This window comes from Pseudomonas sp. LJDD11 (assembly GCF_024584215.1).
Classification (GTDB): Bacteria; Pseudomonadota; Gammaproteobacteria; order Pseudomonadales; family Pseudomonadaceae; genus Aquipseudomonas.
On the sequence record NZ_JANJFL010000002.1, the window covers coordinates 308,576 to 323,606 of the forward strand.

The 15,031-nt window shown below is 56.0% G+C and carries 19 protein-coding genes; 7 read left to right on the plus strand and 12 right to left on the minus strand.

Going from position 1 to position 15,031, the window contains the following annotated elements; translation table 11 throughout:
- The first annotated feature begins 2 nt into the window (after positions 1-2).
- The 3 genes from NRB16_RS03955 to rpoS all read left to right on the plus strand — a co-directional run bounded on the left by NRB16_RS03955 (position 3) and on the right by rpoS (position 2,797).
- Complete coding sequence (locus tag NRB16_RS03955; protein ID WP_045494436.1) at positions 3-638, plus strand: protein-L-isoaspartate(D-aspartate) O-methyltransferase; 636 nt, start codon at positions 3-5, stop codon at positions 636-638.
- 185 nt (positions 639-823) lie between these two features.
- Positions 824-1,681, plus strand: a complete 858-nt coding sequence (locus NRB16_RS03960; RefSeq protein WP_257105505.1) for a peptidoglycan DD-metalloendopeptidase family protein — start codon at positions 824-826, stop codon at positions 1,679-1,681.
- Positions 1,682-1,786: 105 nt separating this feature from the next.
- Positions 1,787-2,797, plus strand: a complete 1,011-nt coding sequence (gene rpoS, locus NRB16_RS03965) for an RNA polymerase sigma factor RpoS (RefSeq protein ID WP_045488748.1) — start codon at positions 1,787-1,789, stop codon at positions 2,795-2,797.
- Between the two features lie 530 nt (positions 2,798-3,327).
- On the opposite strand, the gene fdxA is transcribed toward rpoS, so the two are convergent.
- Positions 3,328-3,651, minus strand: coding sequence for a ferredoxin FdxA (fdxA, locus tag NRB16_RS03970; protein WP_045488752.1), 324 nt, complete (start codon positions 3,649-3,651; stop codon positions 3,328-3,330).
- Between the two features lie 245 nt (positions 3,652-3,896).
- On the minus strand, positions 3,897-6,464 hold the full coding sequence (gene mutS / locus NRB16_RS03975; RefSeq protein WP_257105587.1) for a DNA mismatch repair protein MutS: 2,568 nt from the start codon (positions 6,462-6,464) through the stop codon (positions 3,897-3,899).
- A gap of 388 nt (positions 6,465-6,852) precedes the next feature.
- Between mutS and NRB16_RS03980 the strand changes: the two genes are divergently transcribed.
- Genes NRB16_RS03980 through NRB16_RS03990 form a run of 3 tightly spaced genes read left to right on the plus strand, consistent with a single transcriptional unit; the run spans position 6,853 to position 8,991 of the window.
- Positions 6,853-7,509, plus strand: a complete 657-nt coding sequence (locus NRB16_RS03980; protein WP_257105506.1) for a hypothetical protein — start codon at positions 6,853-6,855, stop codon at positions 7,507-7,509.
- Positions 7,506-8,273, plus strand: coding sequence for a hypothetical protein (locus NRB16_RS03985; protein ID WP_257105507.1), 768 nt, complete (start codon positions 7,506-7,508; stop codon positions 8,271-8,273). Before NRB16_RS03980 ends, NRB16_RS03985 begins: the two co-directional genes overlap by 4 nt.
- 19 nt (positions 8,274-8,292) lie before the next feature.
- Positions 8,293-8,991 carry a hypothetical protein gene (locus NRB16_RS03990; protein WP_257105508.1) on the plus strand — a complete coding sequence of 233 codons (699 nt, stop codon included), beginning with the start codon at positions 8,293-8,295 and terminating at the stop codon, positions 8,989-8,991.
- 62 nt (positions 8,992-9,053) lie between these two features.
- On the opposite strand, the gene NRB16_RS03995 is transcribed toward NRB16_RS03990, so the two are convergent.
- The 10 genes from NRB16_RS03995 to NRB16_RS04040 form a co-directional block, all read right to left on the minus strand.
- Complete coding sequence (locus NRB16_RS03995; protein ID WP_257105509.1) at positions 9,054-10,301, minus strand: site-specific integrase; 1,248 nt, start codon at positions 10,299-10,301, stop codon at positions 9,054-9,056.
- Between the two features lie 160 nt (positions 10,302-10,461).
- On the minus strand, positions 10,462-11,166 hold the full coding sequence (locus NRB16_RS04000; RefSeq protein WP_257105510.1) for a hypothetical protein: 705 nt from the start codon (positions 11,164-11,166) through the stop codon (positions 10,462-10,464).
- On the minus strand, positions 11,163-11,555 hold the full coding sequence (locus tag NRB16_RS04005; RefSeq protein ID WP_257105511.1) for a LytTR family DNA-binding domain-containing protein: 393 nt from the start codon (positions 11,553-11,555) through the stop codon (positions 11,163-11,165). The genes NRB16_RS04000 and NRB16_RS04005 overlap by 4 nt, the downstream gene beginning before the upstream one ends.
- Entirely contained in the window at positions 11,552-12,010 is a 459-nt protein-coding gene (locus NRB16_RS04010) for a hypothetical protein (RefSeq protein WP_257105512.1), read from the minus strand. The genes NRB16_RS04005 and NRB16_RS04010 overlap by 4 nt, the downstream gene beginning before the upstream one ends.
- Before the next feature lie 47 nt (positions 12,011-12,057).
- Positions 12,058-12,297 carry a pyocin activator PrtN family protein gene (locus tag NRB16_RS04015; protein ID WP_257105513.1) on the minus strand — a complete coding sequence of 80 codons (240 nt, stop codon included), beginning with the start codon at positions 12,295-12,297 and terminating at the stop codon, positions 12,058-12,060.
- Positions 12,294-12,674 (minus strand): hypothetical protein, encoded by a 381-nt coding sequence (locus NRB16_RS04020; RefSeq protein ID WP_257105514.1) that lies wholly within the window; start codon positions 12,672-12,674, stop codon positions 12,294-12,296. The genes NRB16_RS04015 and NRB16_RS04020 overlap by 4 nt, the downstream gene beginning before the upstream one ends.
- On the minus strand, positions 12,671-12,952 hold the full coding sequence (locus NRB16_RS04025) for a phage antirepressor KilAC domain-containing protein (RefSeq protein WP_257105515.1): 282 nt from the start codon (positions 12,950-12,952) through the stop codon (positions 12,671-12,673). Before NRB16_RS04025 ends, NRB16_RS04020 begins: the two co-directional genes overlap by 4 nt.
- Positions 12,953-12,960: 8 nt before the next feature.
- Entirely contained in the window at positions 12,961-13,530 is a 570-nt protein-coding gene (locus NRB16_RS04030) for a deoxynucleotide monophosphate kinase (RefSeq protein ID WP_257105516.1), read from the minus strand.
- Entirely contained in the window at positions 13,527-13,703 is a 177-nt protein-coding gene (locus NRB16_RS04035; RefSeq protein ID WP_257105517.1) for a hypothetical protein, read from the minus strand. The genes NRB16_RS04030 and NRB16_RS04035 overlap by 4 nt, the downstream gene beginning before the upstream one ends.
- A gap of 133 nt (positions 13,704-13,836) precedes the next feature.
- Positions 13,837-14,634: a S24 family peptidase gene (locus tag NRB16_RS04040; RefSeq protein WP_257105518.1), complete on the minus strand. Its 798-nt coding sequence runs from the start codon at positions 14,632-14,634 to the stop codon at positions 13,837-13,839.
- 85 nt (positions 14,635-14,719) lie between these two features.
- On the opposite strand from NRB16_RS04040, the gene NRB16_RS29555 reads away from it, so the two are divergent.
- On the plus strand, positions 14,720-14,959 hold the full coding sequence (locus NRB16_RS29555) for a YdaS family helix-turn-helix protein (RefSeq protein WP_373568430.1): 240 nt from the start codon (positions 14,720-14,722) through the stop codon (positions 14,957-14,959).
- Positions 14,960-15,031 lie beyond the last annotated feature (72 nt).

Below are 15,031 nucleotides of genomic sequence, written 5' to 3' on the forward strand. Positions count from 1 at the left end.
GCATGACCTCGCAACGCACCCGCGAGCGTCTGATCCAGCGTCTGTACGAAGAGGGGCTGAGCAACTCCCGGGTACTGGATGTAATCCTCAAGACGCCCCGGCATCTGTTTGTCGATGAGGCCCTGGCGCACCGCGCCTATGAAGATACGGCTTTGCCGATCGGCCATAACCAGACCATCTCCCAGCCATACATGGTGGCGCGCATGAGCGAGTTGCTGCTGGAGGCTGGCCCGTTGGACAAGGTGCTGGAGATTGGCACCGGTTCGGGCTACCAGACGGCGGTATTGGCGCAACTGGTTGAACGGGTGTTTTCTGTCGAGCGGATCAAGGTCCTGCAGGACCGTGCCAAAGAGCGTCTGGTCGAGCTGAATCTGCGCAATGTGGTGTTCCGCTGGGGGGATGGCTGGGAAGGCTGGCCGCCGCTGGCGCCCTACAACGGCATCATCGTGACTGCAGTGGCCGCTGATGTGCCTCAGGCGCTGCTCGATCAATTGGCGCCTGGTGGGAGGATGGTCATCCCGGTTGGGGCGGGTGAGGTTCAGCAACTGATGCTGATCATCCGTGAGGAACACGGCTTTTCCCGACACGTACTGGGTTCGGTGCGCTTTGTGCCGTTACTCAATGGACCGCTGGCGTGAGTGGTCGCAGTGAATTCTGCCCGCGCTTACCGGTCTATCCAGCACCCCGGATGTGGCAAGGTGGCACTAGCGAGCGGTGGCTGTGCACCAGAGGCTAGCGTTCGTAATGGTTACACTGGCGGTTCAGTGGTGTTGCGACACAATTGAAGTCTTTCCAATTCAGTCACCAGTAAAGGGAGTGGCGGGTGAGTCATAGGGGCATTCGACAGCTTGGTTCTTCCACAGGTTTTCAGCATCTGCTGCTGGGCGTTGTGCTCAGTGTTGTGCTGGTTGGCTGTGCCAGCTCGCCTTCGGGCGGCGTGAGCGTCGTCGATCGCAACGGTAATGCCGTCGCGCAACGGGCGCCGGTCACCAAGGGGCAATACGTGGTCAAGCGCGGTGATACCCTGTTTTCCATTGCCTTCCGCTATGGCTGGGACTGGAAGGCTCTGGCGGTGCGCAATGGAATCCCCGAGCCTTTCACCATTCGTCCGGGTCAGACAATCCGTTTTGACGGGCGCTCCGACCCGGCTCCAGTCGTGACGACCCGTGCTCCGGTGGTGACTTCCAGTTCCACCACCAGCAGTGGTTCAGGCTCTGTAAAAACCACGGTCATTTCCAAGCCGGTGGCTGTCACGCCAGTGGTCATTGCGCCTGCGGCAACCACTCCGGGCGGTGTTGCCGAGCGTTCGCCGAGCGGCTGGACATGGCCGGCCAGTGGCGTGTTGATAGGCAAATTTTCATCAAACGGTAGTTTGAATAAAGGAATTGATATCGCCGGGGATTTGGGACAGCCTGTTTTGGCAGCGTCTGATGGATCTGTTGTTTACGCCGGAAGTGGATTACGGGGCTACGGCGAATTGATCATCATCAAACACAGCGATACCTACGTCAGCGCCTACGGTCACAACCGCAGGCTCTTGGTACGGGAAGGACAACAAGTCAAGGCAGGGCAGACAATTGCCGAGATGGGGTCAACGGGAACTGACCGGGTGAAGCTGCACTTTGAGATTCGCCGTCAAGGAAAGCCTGTGGACCCTCTGCAATTTTTGCCGCGCCGTTGAGTGTTGCCAGCCTGTTCCTGACGTAATTAGGAACAGGCTCAAGTGTTGCCACGGAGATCAGGCGACGCTGGAGCTTGAGGTCGAACTCACCAAAGGACTATAACAATGGCTCTTAGCAACGGGGCGCCGGAGTTTGACATCGATGATGAAGTGCTCCTCATGGACGCTGGCATTGTCCTGGAGCAGGTGTCGGACGAGAAGCAGCCGTCTACTGCAGTCTCGGCTCGCACCAAGGCCAAAACTTCCTCGTCGCTCAAACAGCATAAGTACATCGATTACACCCGGGCGTTGGACGCCACCCAGCTGTATCTGAACGAGATCGGTTTCTCTCCCTTGCTGTCCCCGGAAGAAGAAGTCCATTTTGCACGCCTGTCGCAAAAGGGTGATCCGGCCGGCCGCAAGCGCATGATCGAGAGCAACCTGCGGCTGGTGGTCAAGATTGCCCGGCGGTACGTCAACCGCGGTCTGTCTCTGCTTGATCTGATCGAAGAAGGTAACCTGGGGCTGATCAGGGCGGTTGAGAAGTTTGATCCCGAACGCGGCTTCCGGTTCTCGACCTATGCGACCTGGTGGATTCGCCAGACCATCGAGCGGGCGATCATGAATCAGACGCGGACCATCCGTCTGCCGATTCATGTGGTCAAGGAGCTGAACGTCTATCTTCGTGCCGCGCGCGAGTTGACCCAGAAGCTCGATCACGAGCCTTCCCCGGAAGAGATCGCCAACCTGCTGGAAAAGCCGGTCAGCGAAGTCAAGCGCATGCTCGGGCTCAACGAGCGGGTGTCCTCTGTGGACGTCTCGCTGGGGCCTGATTCGGACAAGACCCTGCTCGACACCCTCACCGATGATCGGCCAACCGACCCGTTTGAACTGCTGCAGGACGATGACCTTTCCCAGAGCATCGACCAGTGGTTGTCAGAACTGACCGAGAAGCAACGTGAGGTGGTGATCCGCCGCTTCGGTCTGCGTGGTCATGAAAGCAGTACCCTGGAGGATGTGGGGCTGGAGATCGGCCTTACCCGAGAGCGGGTGCGGCAGATTCAGGTCGAGGGGCTCAAGCGTCTGCGCGAGATTCTGGAAAAGAACGGTCTCTCCAGCGAATCCCTGTTCCGCTAGGCTGGCGAGCGAAAAAGCCGATATCAACCAACCCGATGTTGATATCGGCTTTTTCATATCTGCATATTCTTATGACATATTGCTGACAATAGCGTTTATATGTCTGCATTTTTATCCTGTAACCAACACTTTCAGCGACTGATGACTGGGCGTGTAATCCATTGCTTACCCATGTTGTAAGTCGTTGTAGTCCTGGGTTGCAGATTATTAGCTATAGAGTATTGGGAAGTTTCCCATCCTGTTGATTTGAATGGGGTTTCAGGTTTCTGGCGTGAAGCTTCGCCGGTTGTTTCCGGTTTTCAGGGCATTGCCCTGAGCGAAAAAATCACTAGTATCTGAACTGTGCCAACGGAGTGGCGCAGGCGCTCAAGGAAGAACACCTCAAGGACATCGCAGGATGCGATTCATCAGGATGATGAAAAGGATCAAATGGACCATGGAAAAAATGTGGGCGGTCATACCGCCCCTTTTTTTGCCTGCCCGAAAGTGTCGGCAGGCGCTGCGCGAATGGCCCGCGCAGAACCCTGGAATCAACGCTCCAGATCGGCGATCTTGCCGGTCTTGCCGTCCCACTCGGCAGCATCCGGCAAAGCGTCCTTGCGTTCGGTGATGCTTGGCCAGATTTCTGCCAGTTCGGCGTTGATCTCGATGAAGTTCTCCATGCCAGCCGGGATCTCGTCTTCCGAGAAGATGGCCTGGGCCGGGCATTCAGGCTCGCACAGTGCGCAATCGATGCACTCATCCGGGTGAATCACCAGGAAGTTCGGGCCTTCGTAGAAGCAGTCCACCGGACAGACTTCTACGCAGTCGGTGTACTTGCACTTGATGCAGTTGTCGGTGACGACGAAGGTCATTTCTAATTTTCTCCTCAGGCGGCGGCAGCATCGCTGTGTCAGCCAGCGATACCGGGCTCGGGAATGACACCGGGCCGAATGAAAGCACGTGCAGGTAAGCGGCCTTAAGGCAGGTTGGTTGAATCCGCCTGCCGCTTGACCTTGGTTCGCTGCGTGTTCACGCGGCTCATATGACTGCTCGACCAGATTCAAACTGAGAGCATCCCAAAACCGCGCAGGATTCTAACAGCTTGTTACGCTTCGCGTCATAGTCGAGTTTGCAATGAATACAATAAGTCCAGAGCCTGACGCGGAGTCAGGTCATCGGGCTTGATCCGCCCCAGTTCTTCAAGTACCGGATGGGGCAGGCTGGCGAACAGGTCGTTTTGCACGGGGGCTGCAGGTTTTCCGGCTTTGGCCTTGGGCAGGTCGTGGGGCAGGCTGGTGGTTTCCAGGCGTTGCAGATGCTCTTTGGCACGGCTGATGACCCGCGCCGGAACGCCGGCCAGCTGGGCCACGGCAAGGCCATAGCTCTGGCTGGCAGGGCCTGGCAGCACCCGGTGCAGGAACACGATCCGTTCGTTGTGTTCGGTGGCATTGAGATGTACGTTGCTGACCAGCGGCTCGCTCTCGGGCAGCACGGTCAACTCGAAGTAGTGGGTCGCGAACAGCGTATAGGCGCGCAATTGGGCGAGACATTCTGCCGCAGCCCAGGCCAGCGACAATCCGTCGAATGTGCTGGTGCCACGACCGACTTCGTCCATCAACACCAGGCTGCGGTCAGTGGCATTGTGCAGGATATTGGCCGTCTCGCTCATCTCGACCATGAAGGTCGAACGGCCGCCGGCCAGGTCGTCACTGGAGCCAATCCGGGTGAAGATCCGGTCGACCAGCGACAGCTCGCAAGCCGCAGCCGGGACGAAGCTGCCGATATGGGCCAGCAAGACAATCAGCGCGGTCTGACGCATGTAGGTCGACTTACCGCCCATGTTGGGACCGGTGATCACCAGCATGCGCGTGTTGTCGTCCAGTGCCAGGTCGTTGGCCACGAAGGGGCTGGACAACACCTGCTCGACCACCGGGTGGCGGCCTTGCTCGATCTTCATGCACGGTTGCGCGACGAAGTCCGGGCAGTTGAGGTCCAGATTGAGGGCCCGTTCTGCGAGGTTGCTCAGGACGTCCAGCTCGGCCAGGGCCGCTGCGGTGTCCTGTAACGGTGCAAGATGGCCGATCAGGTCTTCAAGCAGGGTTTCGTAGAGGATCTTCTCCCTGGCCAGGGCGCGGCTTTTGGCCGACAACGCCTTGTCTTCGAACTCCTTGAGTTCCGGGGTTATGAAGCGTTCGGCGCCCTTGAGGGTCTGGCGCCGAATGTAGTCGGCCGGTGCCTGTTCGGCCTGCTTGCTAGGCAGCTCGATGAAGTAGCCATGGACACGGTTATAGCCGACCTTGAGGTTGGCCAGGCCGGTGCGGGCCTTCTCTCGGGCTTCAAGGTCAATAAGGAACTGTCCGGCGTTCTCGCTCAGCGATTGCAGCTCGTCCAGCTCGGCATCGTAGCCGGTCTTGAGCACGCCGCCGTCGCGGATCACCGCGGGCGGGTTATCGATAATTGCGCGTTGCAGCAGGTCTGCCAGTTCCGGGTAAGTGCCGGCGGTTTCCGCCAGTTTTTGCAGGTGCGGCGCCTCCAGATCGGCCATCGCCTGTTGCAGGTCGGGCAGGGCGCTCAGCGCATCGCGCAATCGAGCCAGATCACGAGGGCGCGCATTGCGCAGGCCGATCCGCGCCAGTATGCGTTCAATATCACCGATTTCCTTAAGCTGCGGTTGCAGGTTTTCGAAGCGGTAGCGGTCCAGGAAGCAGGCGATCGCGCTCTGGCGGGCCTGGATCACGCCAAGGTCGCGCAGCGGGCGGTTCAGCCAGCGAATCAGCATGCGGGTCGCCATCGGTGTCTGGCAGCGGTCCATGACCGACAGCAGCGTGTTGTCGCGCCCGCCTGCCAGGTTGGTGTCCAGTTCCAGGTTGCGCCGGCTGGCACCATCGAGAATCACTGTATCGTCCATGCGCTCGTGGCGCAGGCTGCGCAGGTGAGGCAGGGCGGTACGCTGGGTTTCTTTGGCATAACCGAGCAGGCAGCCGGCAGCGCCGATGGCCAGGGTCAGGGTTTCGCAGCCAAACCCCTTGAGGTCCTGAGTACCGAACTGTTGGCACAGGCTCTTGTGCGCTGTGTCACGCTCAAAGTCCCAAGGCGCGCGGCGTCTGGCGCCACGGCGTTTTTCTGCCGGCAGGCCCTGTGGCCAGTCGTCGGGGATCAGCAACTCGACCGGGTTGATCCTTTCCAGTTCGGCCAGCAGGTTCTCCCAGCCCTTGATCTCCTGGACGCTGAACAGACCGCTGGTGATGTCCATCACCGCCAGGCCGAACAAGCGCTCATCGCCGAGCAGGGCGGCCAGCAGGTTGTCACGGCGCTCATCGAGGAGCGCCTCATCACTGATCGTACCGGGAGTGATGATGCGAACCACCTGGCGTTCTACCGGTCCCTTACTGGTGGCCGGGTCGCCGATCTGCTCGCAGATCACCACCGACTCACCGAGTTTGACCAGTTTGGCCAGGTAACCTTCGAGCGAGTGGAAGGGAATGCCGCACATGGGGATGCTTTGACCTGCCGACTGACCGCGGGCGGTGAGGGTGATATCCAGCAGCTTGGCGGCTTTTTTCGCATCTTCGTAGAAGATTTCGTAGAAGTCGCCCATGCGATAGAACATGAGTTGGTCTGGATGCTGGTTTTTCAGTTTCCAGTACTGCTGCATCATCGGGGTGTGGGAGCTGATATCTGAAATTGCTTTATTCATCAGTGGGTTAGGCGATAGTCGTCAAATTTTTGTGGCAAATTTGGGGCATTTGCGAATTGCCTCAATCGAGGAAGGAAATTCACTTGCCAATTATCGAATGAGCGTAACACATAGCCTACTCGATCGACTGCCTGACGTGGGGGAGGCGGCAGTCGCGGGCTGCCACCCCGGAATATTTACCGAAGGAATCAAGTATGATTCTTGAATGGCTTATTGCCACTACCTTGTATGGCTCAGAGGGTGCTATCGTAATGAAGCCCGTTTGTGTAATGACGGGTTGCTTATCAGGATGATTTAGCAAAATTCATACCAAAAGTGAGTCGGAATAATTATGGTTAACAGACCGTGGCAAACTGAAGTTTTGAGGCTTTCGTTCTTGAATATGCCCCAAGACCTTTTGGAGTCACCCATCAGATGGTCTACGTTGACGTCTTCCGAACCTGAGACTGTGACTGAAAAGCCTACGCAGGGGGTTAGAACCGAAGAGGGGCCATGGTGCAATGGCGTTCTTACACTGACTAAACAGCTTGGCCGTTTAGATGTGGTTTATTCGGTTGATATGCAAGAATCTCCCTTTCCTGATGCAGGGAGATTTTCTGATGTACTTCAGTTTCTTGAAGAGCTATATCCGAAGTTTAATTCTTTAAGTGCGCCGCGAGTTGGTTTCGGTGGAGTGGTGTTCTTGCCCGTAGCTGATCGTGGTGAAGGATACGAGAGGCTCAAAGAGTTTTTGCCGTTTCTTTCCATCGAAGACGATATGAGAGATCTGTATCTACAGGTTAATCGTCAGAGGGATTCTGATATAGATGTTAAGATTAATAATATTTCGAAGTGGTCCTCAGTTGAGATTAAGGTCCTAGAGATTCGGAGTGATGGAGCCTCGGGTGAGGTTGGATCCGCTAATGCGGTTCGTTTAGAGTTTGATATTAATACCGCTGACGGTATGAATATTCCGGACGGTGTATCTAATGAGTTGGTTCTTCGGTATTTAACTTCGCAATCGAAAGCCCTAATGATGGACGGTGCGATATGATTCATCCTTCAGTGGTGGAAGGCACTCTTCGAGTGTATTTTCCTACTTCCGGTGCTGTTGGTTCGGTTCCTGATGCTGCTAGGCCTGGCCCAATGACAATGGTGGATTCTTGTGCCGGAGAGTTGTTGGCGAATGTCATTCCGCGCAAGGCTGTAGAGTTGATCAACAATCATGCGTCCTCGGTCATGGATGAAGATTCGGCGAGGCATAGTAACCTTGTCCGTGGCTGGGCTTCAAAGTGTTGCAAAGTTAACTTTGTAAAGGAGCGTGCTTTCGTTCCTGAAAAAAAAGTGCCGGGTTCATTTGTTGGATGGACGTCAGGCGTTGTTTATTTGTCTTCTGAGGCTTTAAGTGCAACTGAGCTCTCTGCGAATATTGCAAGTATCCGTAATCATTTGCATTATATTACAGGAGGAGTTCCGCAGGCCGCTGCTAGCACATCGCTTGCTTCTCCATCCATTCAGGCTAGATTGCATCTGACAAAAATGAAGTCTTATGAGCGTGGCCAGTCTAGGCGTAAGGCTCTTGACTACATGTATGACTTTTTAGAAGATGCATTCGAAGAGAAAAATTTATCAATGCTAGACGCGTTGCTTGAGGGGGCTTCTGTTGAGTTTTTAGATAGTACTCTGTCGGTGAGTCTTTTAAGGGCCACGTCAAGGGCGAAAAAATCTTTGGTTAACTGGAGACTTTATAAATTCAAGGTGATTGAGTCACTTCAAGAAGACCCGAGTCGCGGTGTTTTGTTGAGAGGCATTGATTAGGTTTTGAAGGTGAGATGGGATGTTTAATATAAAGGATGATACGGCCTTGCCGCTTTCTGTGCTTATATCTGGTGATGAAGAGCAGAGGCATGTAGGATTTTATATAAGAGACAATGCTGATCCTGAGTTGATTCACTTGGCTTGGCATCTTAAGCTGTGCAATCACACAGCTGCTTATTATAGTAGCCGTATAGGTAGCTTTTCAATTCTCGAGTGCGAGAACTTCTCTGAGCATCAGATTGAAGATCTTGTCAGTTTTGTTAAAACTGTATGGAGAAAAAATCAAAACCTTGTGCAGTATGGTATTGGTTCAAATGGGTTCTCTAATTTTTTTGATTCTGATCATTCTGCAAATAGGGAGCTCGGTGAAGGGCTGACATGTGCAACATTTGTAATGACTGTATTTGCTTCCCAGCATTTTCCTATAATTGATGAGCTAAGTTGGAGTGCGCGAGAGTCCGATAAGCAGTGGCAGGAAGATGTTTTGGAAAAGTTAGTCTGTCACGACTCTGGACTTCGTGAGCATGTTGCGGCGCAGAGGCAGTATGTGGGCGAGTCCTTTAGGTTTCGTCCTGAGGAAGTCGCGGCATGTGCTTCTCTCTATCAGAGATCGCCAGTTAGTTTTGATGAGGCTGTTCGAGGTGGAGAGCAACTTCTTGAATTGGCGAGAACTGTAGGCTTTTTGAAGCCAGACTTGAGCGCTACCAAGGTCGTTTAGAAATGGCTGTTGAATTTGAGGCCGGTTTTGCATAGGCCTCATATCGCACGCTCTAGCCCGCTTCAGTCACGGCCACTGGCTTGGATATTGTGCCAGATGCGCTGTAGCTCGGATGGCGACTCGTCATCCATCCACTTCGCATAGACCTCAACCAACATGGTGAAATCTTTGTGGCCCATCTGTTTTGCAACGAATGCAAGGTTCCCACGGGCGGTCAAGCACCAACATGCATAGGTATGTCTGGTCTGGTATGGGCGCCTGGGCCGTATCCCGGATCTGCGCTGGATGTTTGCCCACTTGGTATTCCATGATGTAGGCACGAACCATGGATTTATCCATTTTTTCCTAGCTTGTGTGCTTGGAGTTAGCAGAGGTGTTACTACGGTTTCTTGCCACTCGTGCCGGTTATGGTAGATGCGGATCGTCTGTTGGCTGGTTTCCTCAGCATATGTGATCAGGACGCGGCAGGCTTCTATTGCAGGTGGCATCAGCATCACTGTCCTGGGTTTGCCGGTTTTGGGTACCTTGAATGTCTTAGCAGCAGTGATTGAACGGGTTATAGCAATCGTCCCAGCGTGGAGGTCCACATCCTCAATAGCCAGTGCGCAAAGCTCACCCGGGCGTATGCCGGTATATACGGCGAGCGTTATCGCTGCCTTATCCTGTGGATGCAGGCAGCCTTTGTTCAATAGTAGTTCAAACTCTGTCCGGGTCAGCGGATCAGGGTCTTTGTCGCTCATGGCGAATCTGGTGCAGGCGGCAGCCAGACCTGCTTTGCAATAGCCGTTGCTCTCGCACCAAGTGAGAAACCCGGCGAAGGTGGCCAGGTAGTGATTCGTCGTCGATGGGGCGCGGGTTTCGATGAGCTGAATCCTGAGCGTCTGAATGTCTTCCGGCAGAAGGATGCCGGCCAGCCGGTCTTTGCCCACCAGTTCTGTGCAGATGTCCAACGCATACCCGTACCGATCTTCGGTCATGGGTGTTATGTCGACGGCTTTGATGGGCTTGTAGCGCTCCAGCAGGGCTTCCAGACGTTCGTCCTTCGCGCTGCTGTAGTTCCCGGCGTGCTTGGAGTTCGGGAAATGTCGCGCGTAGTCGAACTTCCCTGTTCTGATCTCATGAAGAATTGCCGCCCTGAGTAGGGCGGCATGTTTGATATTGGCTTTGGTGACAGGGAGGCCGAGCGATTCACGGCAGCGAATCCGGCGCCACATGAAGGCTATCCGCAGATTGCCGCCGTGAACCTCAATGCCTTTGTGCTTTGCCAGTTCGGCCTCTACGCCGCTTCCTGGGGTGCGCTCTCGGCCCACTTGTCGTACTCCGTCATGTTGATAGCAATCCGTCCATCGGGCGCTTTTCGCCAGAGCCGGCCTTGTGGCCAAGTGCCATCTTTCACCTTGTGCCTAATAGCGTCTTCGGAGTACCCGGTAAGCTCAGAGGCGCGCCTGATCATTACCCAGCGTGGAATGCTCATGATTCTTGTCCTGCTCTGTTGGCCAGCAGGCCGTCGATGTGCTCGCGGACATCGACGTTGTCCGAAAACACATGGCGGACGTTGTCGATCAGCGTCTTGAGGTCGTCACGTTCCCAGAGGATGCGCTGAGCAGCCTTGATGCTGTCGTAGTCGCCGTGGACGATGAGTTGGCCGGAGCCGTTGCCTACGCCCATGGATGTGCTGGTGATAGCCTGCAGTCGCTTGACCTCGGCCTGAAGCTTTTCAGCTCGTGCGAGTGCGGGCACGCCTGCGATGGTCTTGTCGAAGTTATCGATCTTGCGCCGGAAGATGTCGCGCTCTTCGCGCATATTGATCAGATCGGTCTGGAGTTTGGCGACGTGGGCATCAAAGTCATCGGCCATGACCACCCAAGGCCTCAACATCGCTTTCGAAACGCCTTCGATTCCGGGGATGAAGCCTTTCAGTTGCCACCGATGCACCTCCCTGTCGAGCGCCGGCGGCTGGCCAGTCATACGCCGCTCTATCATCCGCCGGGCCGGCTCGTGTTCGGGCCAGTCGGCTTCAATCACTACAGCGTCTTCAATGGGTGACACGCCTGTAGCGCTCAGGTAGTTGAGCAGCCCGTGGATCTTATTGTCTGGAAAGGGAGCTCCCTGAGCGGAGCGCAGGTGCTTCAGCTTGACGACGATGTAGCGATCCTCACGTTGGAATTCAGTCATGCTGCCTCTCCGGCCTGGTGGTGGTTGAAGATTTGGGCTACTGCCGCACGGACTACGGCGATGCGCAGGCGTGAGACTGCAATTGGCTCAGCCAGGCCGCGCAGTAGCACGTATGCCGACTCCCGGATCGATGGCCGCTCGTTCTGGAAGTGGATCAGACGGTCTCGGGCTACCAAGGCGCTGCGGTGGGTCCGTACCAGGCGTTCACCGTAGACCCGTTCAAGCTCAATCAGTGGGGTGTCCAGCAGCAGCTGGCCGCCGACGTGGTACGCCACGACGTACTTCTGCTCAGCTTTGAAGTGCGTTATGTCAGCGAATGGCACGCGAATGACGTTACGGCAGTGGAGCGCTTGGACGAAGTCGGCGTGAATCAGTTCATGTGTGTTCATGCGGCCTCCCGTGCCGCTTGAGTTGCAGCAGCGGTCAAGCGGCTGTTCAATGCTTCAAGCTTTCCGTGTAGGGTCCGGGCCTTGCGCGCCATGGGTGAGGCTCCCTTGATCGGCGCCCAAGTGCGTTCGGCGAGTTCCACCGTGTTTGCCACTTGGATCATCAGGCCGATGTCCTGCGGGCTGACCGTTACGGCCATGGCCTGGTCTGTTTGTAGCTGCGCGATCAAAAGTCTGTCGCGTTCGAGCTCTTCGCTCATCATGTCCAGCCGGCACCAAGCGGCAGTGGTGGCGCGCTGCTGAGCTTGCATCAGAGGTTCATGAACTTTCGCGGCAAGTGCAGTCCCAGCGTTGAAGCCGCGACGGTGTGCTGTGGTAATGGCGCGGAACAGGCTGTATCCGAGCAGTGCGGCGCCCAGGACATAAAGGCTAAGCGTGATGACGATTTCATTTTGCATACGCTGATACTCTTGTGGCCGCCGGTCTCATGCCCGGCGGCAGGTGGTTAGGCTGCCTTGTCGGCAATGCTGTCGAGGTACGTGGCCAGGTCGTTCAGGTACACGACAGGCTGGCCTTGGCGGGTGCCGCCGGTGCGCGTGACCTTCAAGGCGATCTTTCCCTTGTTGATCCGCTGGAGCAGGGCGCGGTCGTTGCTCAGGTGCGAGAAGTAACGCTCCCGCACGGCGCTCAGGGTTGGGCATGGAGTTGCGAACTCGCCGCGCAACAGTTCAAGCGTCTTGCTCACTGACGATCCTCCCCAGCCCCCGCCAGGTGGGGCCGGGCTAGCTGCAATCGGATCAGCTCTGCCAGCCCCGCTGCCGACTTGCCTACCGCAGTGGCGACCAGACGGCCTTTGTCATCAGCGACGACAGCCCCGTATGGCGTCTCAGGGCTTTGCGTCGGTGTCACGTATGCCGTCAGGCCTTCATGCACTGCTGCGTCGACCAGGCGGAACACTTCAGCCAATTCGGTAGTCACCGGCGGCAAGCCTTCGAGCATGGCCAGCGCTTCGCTGGTGGCCCCTATCAGCGTTGCGCGGCTGACGATGGTGGGGTGGTTCAGGTACATCGGAACCAGTTTCAGAGCTCCGATGGTGTGGGTGATTACAGTCTGTTGGGTCATGCTGCACCGTCCTTGGACTTGTCTGTGATCGTGATGCCGAGTTGCTTTGCGACCCACGAGACACCTGCTTCGGTGACCATGACCACCGAGTAGTGGGTGTAGGTTCGGATAGCGGGATTCCATCGGCTGCGAGGATCTGCGAACAGATTCCCTTGCCCCACGTGCCGGGCGGCGAGATCGCCTGTTTGGGTCAGGATCCCGCGTTTACGGAGTTCCTGCCGCAGGGTGCGAGGCTTGATGCCCAGCACCGCTGCGGTTGCGTCGAGATTCCGATTCATTGATGGCCTCAGGCAGCGTGTTGTGCTTGAGCGCGCACGGCCGCGATGAGGCGATCCAGTTGCGTGAACAAGTCGGCCAAGTCCGCGTCGTTGTTGATCACGACGTCACAGGGCTGCACTGCAACTCCCAGCTCGCTGACGTGCGGGTTGACCGCTGATGTGTCAGGGCGCTGGACATGAACGATCAAGCCGCCGCGTTTGCGCACGAAGTCGGCTTCGTTCTCGAACCGCACATCGCTGATCACGAAGCCAGGTGCTTCGGGGTGCAGCTCGGCCAGGTTGCCGAGGTTCTGTTCTGCAAGGTCAAGCCAGATTGAGGCGCTGATCATGTCGCGGCCCCATTCAGTGCCGAGCAACTGCATCAGTTGACGGGGAGAGCGCCCGAGCCAGTCGATAGGCTGTTCTTTGCCGGGGCCTTCGATGTCTTCGATGCTCAGATTGAACATCGCCGCGATGCCTTCCTTGAGCGGTGTCATGAACGCGTAGGTTTCGAAGCTGTGCTCGGTGGCCAGGTGGCTGGCAGCGGTGGACTTGCCGGTGCGGGCAAAGCCGGTGAGGCCGATGAGGATCTGTTTCATGCTGCGTCACCTCCCCATGGGTTGGTGGCCGGTGCAGCAACAGCGGTACGGCGCTTGGGGCTGACGAGAACGACCAGGCCGGTGCTGGCCTGGATCGCTGCGATGGTGAGGGGATTGGCTGCTGCCGGGTGTATGAACACCTGGCACTTGTTACGGGTAGTGGAGGTATGCATGGCTTGTACTCGTGGAGAGAGATTACAAGCGGCAGGCTACTGGATAATTTGTAATAAGGTCAACAGTCAAATTTGTAAAATGATTGTTGGCCATAAAAAAGCCCGCATTGCGGGCCTGGTTCGGTTGTCTTTGCTATCTCATGACGGAGTACCAAAATACTCGTCCCAGAATTAGGATATTTTCGCTATCGATCTTTTCGTTTGAGTATTCTTCATCTGGGTGGTCGTCTCGGTTGAAGCTTCGCAACCTGATGCCTGCTCCTCCTGGGAGTCGGTACACGAGCTTTACTCTAAGGTGCTCATTGTGGCTGATCGCATAGATATCCCCATCCTTGATGCCGGTTTTCCCCTGGTCAACTCCCACGGTGCTTCCGTGCGGCAGAACAGGTTCCATGCTGTTTCCGGAGACGGCGATACAGACCACGTCCGCTGGTTCAATTCCTTGGCGCCTCAATGTCAGCTTGTTAAAACGCAAGGTGGTGGTGGTTCTTTGGTCTTCGGCGTACCGCCCGTTACCTGCGGATAGCTCAACATCCTTGAGCAATGGAACCTCGACTTCATCATCGTTAAGGGGGGTCTTGTTGTCCCAGACGTCAAGCCCTCCAATTACGACAGCTTCTGTCTTTGGGCTGTCCTTGAGGACTTCGTTTTGCATCATCTCTGCTCGCTCGGCAATTGTTATGCCTAAAGCATCAATGAGCTGCAAAGCGTAACGGGTCTGGCGTGTTTCCCCTTTTTCAAACGCTGCGTATGTCTGCTGGGTGAAAGTTTCCCCATCGGGAAGGCGGTCGCGCACCAGTTCGGCCACCTTGCTTTGGGTGAGCTTGCGCTCAAGACGATGCTTCTTACACAGGGCTGCTAAAGGGGAGGGGGTCTTAGAGGATTCGTTCATTTGATCAATGTACAAATCCTTTTGTAAATATTCCAACATGATTCCTTGTTGATTGAGTACAAATTTACCTGTAAATTCGGCCCGTGTTCTCATTTCTGAGGTGGTTATGGACCCCGTTCTCGAAATGCGCAGTGCATTAGCTGAAGCGGTAGCGGCGGTAGGCGGGCAAGTGCTTTTCGCGCAAGAGATGTCGACTCCTGAGAGGGTCGTCTCGCAGCAAATTGTGTCGTATTGGCTAAAACGTGCCGGGATCCCGGCAGAGCTGGTTTTGCGAGCTGAGCTCAAAACAGGAGTTTCTCGTTTTCGACTTCGCCCAGATGTTTTCTGTGTTCCTGAAGATCTGATTTCGAGTAATGCGGCATGAAGCAGCGGGGCCAGACTCTCTCTCCACAAGAAAATCCCCGGCCCCGCTTAGGTATTACTACGTAACACAACT